At 40.6% G+C, this 12853-nt stretch carries 14 protein-coding genes and 1 other RNA gene; 8 read left to right on the top strand and 7 right to left on the bottom strand.

Annotation, left to right across the window (positions count from 1 at the left end):
- Nucleotides 1-95 precede the first annotated feature (95 nt).
- Nucleotides 96-614, top strand: a complete 519-nt coding sequence (gene tpx / locus ACWPWY_RS03700) for a thiol peroxidase (protein WP_454190441.1) — start codon at nucleotides 96-98, stop codon at nucleotides 612-614.
- Nucleotides 615-666: 52 nt separating this feature from the next.
- Here tpx and ACWPWY_RS03695 read toward each other — a convergent pair whose 3' ends face one another.
- From ACWPWY_RS03695 to ACWPWY_RS03685, 3 genes are all read right to left on the bottom strand, one after another.
- Nucleotides 667-1062 (bottom strand): DUF1499 domain-containing protein, encoded by a 396-nt coding sequence (locus tag ACWPWY_RS03695; protein ID WP_191798105.1) that lies wholly within the window; start codon nucleotides 1060-1062, stop codon nucleotides 667-669.
- 232 nt (nucleotides 1063-1294) lie between these two features.
- Nucleotides 1295-1484: non-coding RNA, 6S RNA (gene ssrS, locus ACWPWY_RS03690), on the bottom strand.
- A 71-nt stretch (nucleotides 1485-1555) separates the two neighbouring features.
- Nucleotides 1556-2332 carry a YesL family protein gene (locus ACWPWY_RS03685; RefSeq protein WP_454190440.1) on the bottom strand — a complete coding sequence of 259 codons (777 nt, stop codon included), beginning with the start codon at nucleotides 2330-2332 and terminating at the stop codon, nucleotides 1556-1558.
- Between the two features lie 423 nt (nucleotides 2333-2755).
- Here ACWPWY_RS03685 and ACWPWY_RS03680 point away from each other — a divergent pair, with 423 nt between their 5' ends.
- On the top strand, nucleotides 2756-2881 hold the full coding sequence (locus tag ACWPWY_RS03680; RefSeq protein WP_454190439.1) for a hypothetical protein: 126 nt from the start codon (nucleotides 2756-2758) through the stop codon (nucleotides 2879-2881).
- Nucleotides 2882-2928: 47 nt separating this feature from the next.
- On the opposite strand, the gene ACWPWY_RS03675 is transcribed toward ACWPWY_RS03680, so the two are convergent.
- A complete protein-coding gene (locus ACWPWY_RS03675) occupies nucleotides 2929-4542 on the bottom strand; it encodes a DEAD/DEAH box helicase (protein ID WP_454190438.1) in 1614 nt (537 codons plus the stop codon).
- A gap of 321 nt (nucleotides 4543-4863) precedes the next feature.
- On the opposite strand from ACWPWY_RS03675, the gene ACWPWY_RS03670 reads away from it, so the two are divergent.
- The 3 genes from ACWPWY_RS03670 (at nucleotide 4864) to ACWPWY_RS03660 (ending at nucleotide 7599) form a co-directional block, all read left to right on the top strand.
- On the top strand, nucleotides 4864-5685 hold the full coding sequence (locus ACWPWY_RS03670; protein WP_454190437.1) for a YitT family protein: 822 nt from the start codon (nucleotides 4864-4866) through the stop codon (nucleotides 5683-5685).
- Nucleotides 5686-5871: 186 nt separating this feature from the next.
- Nucleotides 5872-6060: a hypothetical protein gene (locus ACWPWY_RS03665; protein ID WP_454192785.1), complete on the top strand. Its 189-nt coding sequence runs from the start codon at nucleotides 5872-5874 to the stop codon at nucleotides 6058-6060.
- 177 nt (nucleotides 6061-6237) lie between these two features.
- On the top strand, nucleotides 6238-7599 hold the full coding sequence (locus ACWPWY_RS03660; RefSeq protein ID WP_454190436.1) for an MATE family efflux transporter: 1362 nt from the start codon (nucleotides 6238-6240) through the stop codon (nucleotides 7597-7599).
- 62 nt (nucleotides 7600-7661) lie between these two features.
- On the opposite strand, the gene pfkA is transcribed toward ACWPWY_RS03660, so the two are convergent.
- The 3 genes from pfkA to ACWPWY_RS03645 form a co-directional block, all read right to left on the bottom strand.
- The gene (pfkA, locus tag ACWPWY_RS03655) at nucleotides 7662-8633 is read right to left on the bottom strand and encodes a 6-phosphofructokinase (RefSeq protein WP_454190435.1); all 972 of its coding nucleotides are present in this window, start codon (nucleotides 8631-8633) and stop codon (nucleotides 7662-7664) included.
- A gap of 15 nt (nucleotides 8634-8648) precedes the next feature.
- Entirely contained in the window at nucleotides 8649-9683 is a 1035-nt protein-coding gene (locus tag ACWPWY_RS03650) for a tetraprenyl-beta-curcumene synthase family protein (RefSeq protein ID WP_454192784.1), read from the bottom strand.
- A gap of 336 nt (nucleotides 9684-10019) precedes the next feature.
- The gene (locus ACWPWY_RS03645) at nucleotides 10020-10217 is read right to left on the bottom strand and encodes a cold shock domain-containing protein (RefSeq protein ID WP_160033010.1); all 198 of its coding nucleotides are present in this window, start codon (nucleotides 10215-10217) and stop codon (nucleotides 10020-10022) included.
- 163 nt (nucleotides 10218-10380) lie between these two features.
- Between ACWPWY_RS03645 and ACWPWY_RS03640 the strand changes: the two genes are divergently transcribed.
- From ACWPWY_RS03640 to pepF, 3 genes are all read left to right on the top strand, one after another.
- Nucleotides 10381-10614, top strand: a complete 234-nt coding sequence (locus tag ACWPWY_RS03640; RefSeq protein ID WP_191798086.1) for a hypothetical protein — start codon at nucleotides 10381-10383, stop codon at nucleotides 10612-10614.
- Nucleotides 10615-10619: 5 nt separating this feature from the next.
- A complete protein-coding gene (locus ACWPWY_RS03635) occupies nucleotides 10620-10802 on the top strand; it encodes a hypothetical protein (protein WP_454190434.1) in 183 nt (60 codons plus the stop codon).
- 225 nt (nucleotides 10803-11027) lie between these two features.
- A complete protein-coding gene (gene pepF, locus ACWPWY_RS03630; RefSeq protein WP_454192783.1) occupies nucleotides 11028-12818 on the top strand; it encodes an oligoendopeptidase F in 1791 nt (596 codons plus the stop codon).
- Nucleotides 12819-12853 lie beyond the last annotated feature (35 nt).

Here is a 12853-nt window from a genome sequence, read left to right as displayed (position 1 = left end):
ACCCTTTCTTAAATGCCCTGCATTGGACATGAACTTGCTAATACGATTATAATAGATAAGTATGAAGATAACCAATTTCAAGGAGGTAGACATAGATGTCCCAAGAACGTAGTGGCGTAGCCACATTTAAAGGTAGTCCCCTCACACTGATCGGACCCGAACTGAAAGTGGGAGATCAAGCTCCCAACTTTACATTAAACAAAGACTTGCTCACAGAAGTAAATCTTTCTGACTATGCTGGCAAAATCAAGCTAATCAGTGTCGTACCTTCACTTGATACAGGAGTGTGCGATGCACAAACTCGCCGTTTCAACGAAGAAGCTGCTTCTCTTGGAGAGAATGTAGTCATTTTAACCGTAAGCGCGGATCTGCCTTTTGCACAAGCTCGTTGGTGCGGTGCGGCAGGCGTGGATAAAGTGGTAACCCTTTCGGATTACAAAACTAACTCCTTTGGTGAAGCATATGGTGTTCTCATTAAAGAATTCAAACTTGATATGCGTTCTATTTTTGTCATTGATGCGAACGACAAAATTACATATGTAGAGTACCTGGCAGAAATGACAGAGCCTCCTAACTATGAAACAGCTATTCAAGCAGTGAAAAAACTTCTGTAATTCCTGTCATACAAAAAAAGCGAACGAGGACTTGTCCTTGCTCGCTTTTATTTTATTCTCCGGTCACTCTATACCTGGAAAGCTTCTTATCAATAATATCAAAAATTTGTAGTATAATTCGATAATTCGCTCCAAGATCCCCTAATGAACCTTTGGAAGCAGAATAAATATCAACTGCCGTGCGGACAGGTGTTACTTGAATTAAAGTAACCGTAATGTCTAATGTACGACCAAATGTAGTGCGTTTCTCCATCGTAATTTCACCAACAGAAGGTACCTCATGAAGTACTTTGTAGCCAGGGATCTTCTTCATTAGAGAAGAAATTTCATCCCATGCCTTGTCTCTAGACAAGTTATAGTAACGCGTTTTCATTTTGGGATCCTTAGCTCGATCGCTTGTTCCCTCCATACTGCGGATAATACCGACAAGTGTTCTTTTGAGTGACAAGACCCTTCCCCCTTTATATATAACCGTTCCCTTTTTCTGAATCTAGTGTAACATTCTCTATCGCAGAACAAAAGAGAGCAGAAACAACCTATGTAATTATAATGAAATTCATTCGTATTTAGAACGGGAAGACTGATGAGCTGCTGTCTATTCACCATTTCTAATACAACCAAAAAAAACATCTCAAAGCACCCTTACAGAGTACGTGGAGATGTTTCTTAAATCCTAAAAAGGACTCCCGCAAATGCCGTCCGATTATATTGTCTTCTGAACCTGCGATAGCAGGTGGGTGATCTCAGAGCTGTTTATGAAGTCCCCATGTCATATAGACAGGGCGTTTCAGCCGCACCTCGTTTGATCTCCCGAGACATAGTCATTGGTTCAAAAACAACGAATAACCGATACGAACATCGCAGGATGTAGAAACAATTATAGCGCTATTCCATGTAAATGTAAATAAGAAAACAGAATATGCTAATCATCACGACTCTTCTTATTTCAATTCTGCACGTGAGTCAGAAGATGGTTCTTCTTGAATTCCCTCTTCATCTTCTTGATCCGCTTGCATTTTCTCTATTTGCTCTTGCATCTTGGTGAAAGTAGCGTAGAAATTAAAGAATGCAAACCATGCAATTATGCTGCCAATAAAGAAAAAGAATAATGCTGGATACTGTGCACCAATATAACTTACTAATCCCGCTCCAAGCAGAGTTGAGAATACACGGAAGGGACGGATTAACGTAATGAGCACCGCATTCTTAAGAATCAATCCGATCGACATGTGATAATGAACCACCATCGAAAAGAAGTTAAACATCGAAACACCAAGTAATAATAATAGAATCAGCATAATAATACCAATCAACTGCAAATTCTTAAATTGTGTCATGTAAACGGTGTAATCCAAATACATCACAATAAATAGAATGGTATAGAAAATACCGCCTAACATACTTTGCTTGAAGTTATCTTTGTAACCAGCAAAGAAGGTTTTGAATACAGGGACATCAGCATCCCCCATAACCCATTTACGAACTACATTGAACAATGCCGCTGTAGCAGGAAAGAATGTAAACGGTGCCACAATTGCGATAGCCCAGTTCATTTGTACTGATTCATTCGTCATCCCCTGACCCATAACGAGAATCTTCACAATCGTAAAGAAAAAGAATGGTGAAGCACAGAGCACCCATAATAGGTTCGCCCCTGCAAATCTACTAATCCATTCCGTAAGGCGGTATATGCCTCCCATTGCTCCCTTAAACTCCAAAATTTTTCTCCTCCTTACACACAGGAAAAATTCCAATAATACCGAAATTTAGCCCCATGTATCATCTTAGATGCGGATTCTCGAATCCGAGTAGCGCTTTATATTATGTATGAATACAAGGCGAAGCAGCTCTGTTAGCATAAAAATATCCATTCATAATGTAAAATGACCGCTCAAGAAAATCCAGAGTTATTCGTGATCTCTATTAGTAACTATACCGCATAACTATAATGAAAAGCTAGCATCTCGAACAAATACGAGGCTTTCCATTTATAAAAATATGTGTATTTTACCGAAATATAATGATAGAAGCCTATTTATTAGACTGTTAGGCATATATCTAGTCATTTTTCTTGATTCGTCCATAGAATAACGTGTAATTCAAGAGCAAAGCAAGCTTCTGTTTGTAAGGAGGTGAACGCAATGTCTTACGGCTATGGTCCTGTTGTTGCCGGTTGTGGTACAGGTGGGTTTGATTGGTACTCCACAGGAACAATCCTTGTCTTATTCATCCTGCTTGTCATTATTTCTAAAACATTCTTCTGTTAAATAACAGAAAAGACGAAGCATAATATGCTTCGTCTTCTTTTTGTATCTTATTCAAATGATGAATCTTCACGACGAGGTCTACGCTCACCGCTGTTGTTGCTGCTGCTACCAGTAGTGCTGTTATTGTTGCTGTATGAACGCGGTTTGCTGCGATCGCGATCGCGGTCACGATTATATCCGCCTTCTTTACGTCCACCACTGCTGTATCCGCCTCGGTTACTACTACTGCTGCTGCTTCCACTGCCGCTACCACTACGGTTGTATCCGCCGCTGCGATTACCACCGTAGCTGCCAGAAGGCTTACGTCCACTAGAACGAACATCTGGTTTACGACGTTTAGCACGAATCGGATCCTCAGGTGTAAGTTCAACTGTTGCATCTTTCTTGTCTCCTGTAAGGAGTTTAAGAGCTGCAGACAAGAGTTGTACAGAGTCGTACTGCTCGAGCATTTGAATAGCGATTCCTTTGTACTCGTTAAGTTCGCCATCTTGTACAATTTCAAGAAGACGCTCTGCTGTTACGCGTTGTTTACCTTCAATTGCTTCTGCAAGTGTAGGAAGCGGTTTACGCGGAATACGGTGACGAGTTACACGCTCGATGAAGTGCAAATGATCAATCTCACGCGGAGTCACGAAAGAGTAAGCTGCACCTTCTTTACCTGCACGGCCTGTACGACCAATACGGTGAACATAGCTCTCAGGATCTTGCGGAAGGTCAAAGTTAATTACATGCGTTACACCAGAAACGTCAAGTCCACGAGCTGCTACGTCTGTAGCTACAAGTACATCAATGCTTCCATCACGGAATTTACGCATTACAGCATCACGTTGATTTTGAGAAAGGTCACCATGAAGACCATCTGCAGAGTATCCACGTTTTTGCAAAGCTTCTGCAAGCTCATCTACACGGCGTTTCGTACGACCGAATACGATAGCAAGCTCAGGAGATTCCATATCAAGCAAACGGCTCAGTGCGTCAAATTTTTGACGTTCAGGCACTTCGATATAAGATTGCTCAATAAGCGGTGCGCTTACTTGTTTAGGAATAACAGATACGTGTTCTGGGTTATTCAAGAATTGTTGTGCAAGCTTTTGGATGTTAGTAGGCATTGTAGCCGAGAACAACATCGTTTGACGCTCTTTTGGTACTTGTTTCAGGATAGATTGAATATCTTCCATGAAACCCATATCGAGCATTTCATCTGCTTCATCCAATACAACAGTTTGTACATCTTCAAGTTTGATTGTTTTACGGTTGATGTGGTCAAGCAAACGACCTGGTGTACCGATAATCACTTGTGGTTTCTTTTTCAAAGCGCGAATTTGGCGAACGATATCTTGACCGCCGTAGATTGGAAGAGTGCGGATTCCTTTAAAACGAGAAAGTTTCTCGATTTCTTCTGCTACCTGAATGGCAAGTTCACGTGTAGGAGCCATAATCAGTGCACGAATTTTTTCGTCCGTTTTGTCGATTTTGCTGATCAGTGGAATACCAAATGCAGCAGTTTTACCCGTACCTGTTTGTGCTTGTCCAATTAAATCTCTTCCGCCAAGTGCTAATGGGATCGATTTAGATTGAATGGGTGTTGCTTCTTCGAATCCTAGTTCTGTAATAGCTTGTAGAACCTTAGGTTCCAAATTAAATTCTGAGAAAGTTGTCAAATTTTTTCAAACTCCTTTTATATGGTGGACATGTGGACAAATCCACTTCGTTTATCTGTATTCTTAAGTAGCGTTACATTTATTGGCTGTTTGATCATGCGAGTTTTCTGCACGATTTCACCTTTTTCAATAATTTAGAGAATACTTTCTCTCTATTATTGACTAAACTACATATGATGTTTAATTGAAACTTGCTGAAAACAAAACATGCTTTTTCCGAAAAAAGCGACCTACTCAAGAACATCTAAACAATATTATATCACAAAACGATTTACAATTACCAGCTAGCATTATAATATGAATTATTGTTGAGGTGAGAATGTGTTTAAATTACTTACAAAATCCGCTCTAGTTTTTATTGGCGGTGCCATTATTGCAGCAGGCTTCAATCTTTTTCTAATCCCTCATGAGCTTCTAAGTGGGGGTATTTCTGGTGTATCCATGCTGATCGGATACTTTACCAGTCTGAATTTTAATTTCATGTACTTTGCTTTTAACATTCCACTCCTTGTTGCCGGTTGGTTTATGCTCGGTAGAAGGTTTATCACTTTTAGCATTGTGAATGTTATAGCGACGACGTGGATGCTAAATTTAGTACCTGTAACTGCCGTCGTAGTAGATCCCCTCCTTTCTTCCGTATTTGGCGGGGTGCTGATTGGTGTAGGAACTGGCTTGGCCTACCGGGCAGGAGGATCATCTGGGGGACTGGATATCGTTGCTTCCATTATTACCCGGTACCGAGATTTTCCAATTGGAACGATTATGGCGTGCATGAACGGAATTATCATTATGCTTGCCGGATATTTGAATGATGACTGGAATATTGCCTTAATCTCTGTATTATCCATTTACATCACAGGCAAAATTATAGACCTTATTCATATCGGGCATGTGAAAGTGACTTTATTTATCGTTACCAATGAGACAGATATCATGCTAGAAAAATTGTTGCCAAGACAGCGAGGAGTCACCAAAATCAAAACACAAGGTGCCTTCACTGATCATGAAAAAGATATGCTGATGACCGTAACGACTAAATATGAGCTCGACGAAATAAAACAAATTATTAAGGATACCGATCCAAAAGCGTTTGTTAACATTGTAGAAACCGTTGGGATTATGGGTTCTTTTAGGAAGAATTAGGGTGTTTGTCAAGTGTAATATTTAAGGGCCTTGTGGTATACTATGAATGCATACTCGTATTGCAACCCATGTTCTCAAGAGCTTATCTTGTCTATCCGTAATTTCACCAAGCACATGGCTTTTCCAGGCAATGAATGATTCTTTGCTGAATGATTCTAAGTGAGGAAAGGGTGATTATTTGTGGAAATGGAAAGGGTAAAACTGTCTGATATCGTCTCGAAATGGTTTCCAGAAATGCTCCCCACTTTAAAGCAACATGAACTCAATTCGTTAATTGTGCTTCGGGATGGATTCGGGATTTTGGAACCAGAGGATGCTATGGAAATCATTCAGTACAGTATTTGTGAACAGCAAGACAATATGTATTTACAATAAAACCGCACGCCACCGCTATCGCCGATCTTCGGCATAGCGGTTTTTTTTAGTTTAATTCCCTTCTCTTTTTCACTTTTATAGAAAGAAATTACTCTGTTCAATCTTCCGTACATCCATTAAAATATTTCTTTGTGTGCATTCACAAATCTTAGATAAAAAAATAAATGGAGAATAGACATGAATCAGACATTCACTACATCGCAAAAATGGAAGCAATTTCTTATTATTTTGCTCCCGATCCTCGTTACACAGATTTCGTTATCGGCAATTACTTTTTTCGACACCAATATGTCAGGGCACTTTAGCCCACAAGATTTAGCAGGTGTAGCCATCGGAGCGAGTCTTTGGATTCCTATTCAAACTGGTCTCAGCGGTATTCTGATGGGAATTACACCGATTGTATCTCAGTTGATCGGCAGCGGGCGCAAGAATGATGTGCGTTTCAACGTAATACAGGCACTCTATTTTGCTGTTACCATCGCGATCCTTATTCTTATTGTGGGAAGTTTCGTCATTGGCCCTATTTTGGAATTCATGAGCCTTGAAGAACGGGTTCAAACAGTAGCTTATTATTTCCTCTGCGCCATTTCATTTGGGGTTATCCCGCTCTTTGGATATACCGTTCTTCGTAACTTTATGGATTCTCTTGGCCAAACAAGAATAACGATGATCATTACGCTCATTTCTTTGCCAATCAATATCTTGCTGAATTATTTATTAATATTCGGTCATTTTGGGTTCCCTCGTCTAGGCGGGGTTGGTGCGGGTGTTGCTTCCGCATGTACTTACTGGATTATTTTCTTCATTTCCATCGTTGTAGTGCATCGTATTCGCCCTTTTACCGAGTATGGCGTATTTCGGAAGTGGCATGGTCCTTCTATTCATAAATGGAAAGAGCTCTTGACGATTGGTGTACCCATTGGATTCGCTATATTTTTTGAGACCTCTGTATTCTCAGCCGTCACCTTATTTATGAGTAGATTTGATACAGCAACAATTGCAGCCCACCAAGCTGCTTTAAACTTTGCTTCTACCTTGTACATGATTCCTCTTAGTATCAGTATGTCACTCACGATTCTGGTCGGTTTTGAGGTCGGAGCAAAACGACTACAGGATGCCAAGAAATACAGCGTTATCGGAATTGGCAGTGCTGTAACGTTATCATTACTCACTGCTGTGGTACTTATCGTATTCGGGGAGCAGGTTGCTGGTATTTATTCAACCGATTTGGTAGTCATTGATCTGATTCAGCATTTTTTAGTATATGCAGTCTTCTTCCAAATTTCAGATGCTGTAGCCACACCGGTTCAAGGATCCTTACGAGGATACAAGGATGTTTCCCCTGCTTTTATCATTACCTTTATCGCTTTTTGGGTGATTGGACTGCCAGTCGGGTTTATAACCGCTACTTATACAACTCTCGGGCCTTACGGGTACTGGATCGGTCTCATCGCCGGTCTTGGATGCGGTGCATTCGCTCTGTTATGGCGTCTTGTTAAAATACAACGAAGATACAATCAAAAATTAACGAGCAAGTAAAAAAAGCTGCTCAGTGTACCGAAAGGTATTCACTGAGCAGCTTTTTGGTTAATTTATATAGGTTATTGTGAAAGGCGAAGTGCAAGATTATACAATTCCATATTAATCGGTTTTTTCGTATTAACTACTAGGTCGATGTCTGTAAGTGTCAATTGATTATTGATAATCCCACAAGCTTTATCGGACTCACCTTCTATCAAGCTACGAACAGCAAAATCGCCTAGACGGCTAGCAAGGTTACGGTCAAAAGGAGTTGGCGTACCCCCACGCTGAATATGGCCAAGAACGGTTACTCGTGGCTCATACGCTGGGCAACGCTCCATAATTTCTTTAGCCACATCTTCACCTTTACCAACGCCTTCAGCTACGACAATGATACTGTGACGTTTACCGTGCTCAAAATTGGATCTCATCCGATTTGCAACTTCGTCCATGTCAAATGGTACTTCTGGAACCAAAATTGTTTCAGCACCAGATGCTAGTCCCGCATGAAGAGCGATATCGCCGCAATGACGACCCATAACCTCTACGATAGAAGAACGTTCATGAGAAGACATCGTGTCACGAAGTTTATTAATGGCATCCACAACAATACTTGTTGCTGTGTCAAAACCAATCGTGTAATCCGTATAAGAGATATCATTGTCGATAGTACCAGGGAGAGCCATAGTATTGATTCCGAGTTTACTCAGCTTGTTAGCCCCGTGATAAGATCCATCCCCACCAATAACGACAAGACCATCAATTCCGTGTTCTCTTAAAATGTCCGCACCTTTTTGCTGACCTTCTGGTGTCATGAATTCTTTACAACGTGCAGATTGAAGCACGGTTCCTCCGCGTTGAATAATATCTCCAACACTACGAAGATCCATTTGACGTATATCGTTATTCAGAAGACCTTGATACCCACGTTGAACCCCACATACTTCAAGCCCATAGAAAAGTGCACTACGTACCACGGCACGAACAGCCGCGTTCATACCTTGAGAGTCTCCCCCACTAGTTAACACTGCTATTTTTTTGACTGCTGACATTATGATTTCCTCCTCTTATTTCTCATACATATGTTTACGGATCCATTTGGTATTGACCAAGAAAAAGCGTCTAGTTAACGGGCTATTTCTTAGTAACCTTTTGGAGACGGAACGAACCTCCTGCTGCTCGCTGACCTTAGGATCAGTCAAGTATAGTGCAAGCAGTCCTTCGATAATCATCCGGTGAAAAGAACTTGCAGGAATGTGCGAAACGTCGTTACGAGCCTCATCGACAATATAAGCGATACGTTCGATCATTTCATTCTCACTTTCGTAATAATTACAAAAGTTAAGATCTCCACCCTGTCTGTCTTCCTCCTGATCGATTAAATAATCGAGCATGATGTGTAGCCCTGTCACATGCGGGAAATAGGATGCATGAATAGAGGAAGCTTCAACATCATCTAGATGTGGGTCTGTAGCAGCAAGGAAAAGCATGAATACCCCTAGTGTTGAACCCGTAGCTGCTGCAAACTCATTCCATTCTAATTCCGGAGTGCGCTGCTTATGAAGTTCCCACCAATCGAGTAAAGCTTGTTCACGAAGTCCAGGCTTAATATGCTTGTATACTTGTAAGTCGACATAGAGTCCTACCAAATCCTGAACATAAGGTTGAACAGCCGAATATCCGGGTAACCTCTTTAAGCAGGATTGACAAGTAGATACAAGACTATGCAAATATCCTTCATCTTCTTGTTCCTTACGAAGCGCATAATAATTTACTAATTTCGCGTCAGGATTAACCGCGTCAAGCATCGATTTATGTAGCAGCCTAAAATCTTCGGCATCCATGGAAGTGCTTCGATCGCATAAATTATCCAAATAATCACTGATCGTTTGGTACGATACGATGAGTGGAATAAGGATATCCTTCATCGACAAATTGGCGGCTGCATAAATAGCGCCTCCTTCGCAGTGAAACTGTTTGCTTTCAATACTGGCAAGTGCCTGTGTTCTAAGCTCCGGGTCTGGAATCTCTTCTGCTCTCATTTTAATTCGACTAAGTTCTTGTCTTACTCCCGGGAAGATATGTCTGTATACCCGGTTCATTAGTCCAATGGGCCCCCGTGGAACATTACGATTACTTTGTTTTTGGTTAATCAAATGACGGTGCCTCCACTTTGTTCTTTACATATTCATACCTGTTCAAACCAATACCCATTATAATATGACATGCCATTTTGTACAAATAATCTAAGTCACTTATTTATATTGATCGAACATAAGCCCTCTGTCCATTTTTTATCACATTTTTAGTATAGCATGTGTGAATATAATCACAGGGACAACCAAAAAAAGCGCAGCTCCCCTGATCGGGAAAACTGCGCTTTCAATACACGATTCAAACAAACTTGTATAAGAAATCCGATAAGTACGGAAAAATTCTTAAAGTTTGATTACGTTAGCTGCTTGAGGACCACGGTTTCCATCAGTAATTTCGAATTCTACCGCTTGACCTTCTTCTAGAGTTTTGAATCCGTCTCCTTGAATAGCGGAGAAGTGAACGAATACATCGTCGCCGCCTTCAACTTGAAGAAAACCATAACCTTTTTCTGCATTAAACCATTTAACTGTACCTTTCAAATGAACAACCTCCTAAAAATGCCGCCATCTATGGCGAATGTCTATATTATACTGCATAAGTTTTTACAATGCAATTACTGTTTTGATCAAAACCATAAAATAATTTGCTTCTGGAACCTGGGTAAGGTATCATTTTACCAAAACCGCAAATGGAGAAATGCACATGATTAAAAAACATCAAATATATAAAAAAGACAAATGGAATATGATGACTGTAGAAGTACAAGGACGTTATATCGTACTTCGTGAAATCTCTGATCAGTGGGGAGAAGATACCCACACGTTTATGAGTAGACCCGCTCTTATGCATTGGGCCAAGAATCGTTTTCCTAAAGAAGATTTTGTAGACAGAGAAGAAGAATGGGCTGAAATCATGGCTGCTTTCAAAGAGGTATAAAATATATGGATGTTAGCAGTAACATACTTATTTTTATTGTTTCTGCCTTCCTGCTCGGCGTTGTCATTATTGTGAAAAAAGATTCGCTTCCACAAAGACTTCGTAGGCCGCTAGCTATAATTTCTATTCTAATAATTGCGTTCGCCTTCTTCCTTATTATGTACAGTTTGTTAACAATGGGCAGCTAACCGCTTACCTGGTACCCTGGCGGTTACTTCCTTTCAAATATTTCATTACCGGAACGGTCATACTATGGTTTAGTGCCTTATATTAAGGAGGAACCGCTAGTGTATGCCAGAAAGACATTGCTCTTTGTGTTTGCCGCCAGTCTGTTAATTACGAATGGTCCTGCTCAAGCACAAGCTGACCGTTCCGGCCCGTCTTTATTTAATGATCATCAAAGGAGGATGAATATGAGTAAAGTAGTGAAACGAAGTGAAGTACCTTTAGAGGATCAGTGGAACCTGCAGGATTTATTTGAGAATCAAGCTGCTTGGGATAAAGAATATGAAGAGGTCAAAACCTTGACCAAGAAAGCAACAGAATTCCAAGGTAAACTAAGTCAAGCGGAAGCTGTAAAATCCTGTTTTGAACTCGAGGATAATATTTCTCTCAAAACAGAACGTTTATATGTGTATGCTCATATGCATCATGATGAAGATACGGCAAATCCTACATATCAAGCACTTTCTCAAAAGGCAAAGAAATTGAGTGTGCAGGTTAGTGAATCTTTATCTTTTGTGACTCCGGAAATTCTTGCTTTACCGGATAAGGAACTGGATGCTTTTATTGAAAATCCTGTTCTTAAACCTTATCAATTCACGTTAGTAGAGATGAAACGCGAAAAAGCACATGTTCTATCGAAAGCGGAAGAAGCTTTACTTGCTCAAGTTGGTAACTTGTCTCAAGCTCCGCAGACGATTTTTGGCATGTTGAATAATGCTGATCTTAAATTCCCAAAAATCAAGGATGAGCATGGAAATGAAGTTGAATTGACTCATGGCAGCTATATTCAGTTTCTTGAAAATCCAAATCGCGAAGTGCGTGAAAGAGCATTCAAAGCAGTCTACAGCACCTACGCTAAAAATAAAAACACAATCGCTGCTACGCTCAGTGCGAGTGTAAATAAAAACATTTTCTATTCCACCGTTCGTAAATACCCTTCCGTTATGGAAATGTCCCTCTATGGTGACAACATTCCAACCGAAGTGTATACAAATCTCGTTGATACCATCCATGAAAGCTTGCCGTTGCTGCAGCGTTATATGAAACTGCGCAAAAAGCTGCTTGGTGTAGATGAACTGCATATGTATGATCTCTTCGCTCCTCTCGTTGATGAATATAAAATGGAAATCTCCTACGATGAAGCGAAAAAGACTGTTAAAGAGAGCTTGAAGCCTCTTGGTGAGAAGTACCTGGATGCTCTTCAGGAAGGTTTTAACGACCGTTGGATCGATGTATACGAAAATGAAAACAAACGTACAGGAGCATACAGTTGGGGCTCTTACGGCACGCATCCTTATGTACTCCTGAACCATAAAGATAACTTGAACAGCATGTTCACGTTAACTCATGAGATGGGGCACGCTCTTCACTCATATTTCTCAGACCATGCACAGAAATATAGAGACGCGCAGTACACTATTTTCTTGGCTGAAGTTGCGTCTACAACAAATGAAGCGCTGCTGATGGACTACATGCTTAAAAAATCAACTGATCCAAAAGAGAAATTGTATCTGCTTACCTATTACGCAGATCAGTTCCGTACAACCGTATTCCGTCAAACGATGTTTGCTGAGTTCGAGAAAATCATTCACGAACGTGCAGAACAAGGAGAATCCTTAACACCTCAGCTCCTCTCTGAAATCTACTATGATCTAAACAAAAAGTATCACGGTGAAGATATGGTTGTTGATCAGGATATTGAAATGGAATGGGCACGTATCCCTCATTTCTACAACAGCTTCTACGTTTACAAATATGCAACCGGGTTCTCTGCAGCAACAAGCTTCTCCAAACAGATTCTGGAAGAAGGTCAACCTGCAGTAGATCGTTACCTTGGCTTCCTACAAAGCGGTGGAAGTGACTACTCTATCAATATCCTGAAAAAAGCAGGTGTTGATATGTCTTCCCCAGAACCGATTCGTGAAGCTATGGCTGTATTCGAAGAAGTAATCACTCAAATGGAACAGCTTACGAAATAAAATAGGATACCAAGAATCCCTTGCCGCTATTGGCA

Source organism: Paenibacillus sp. Marseille-Q7038, assembly GCF_965111595.1.
Note: the sequence above shows the minus strand (reverse complement) of the source record. Positions and strands in the feature narration are given on the sequence as shown.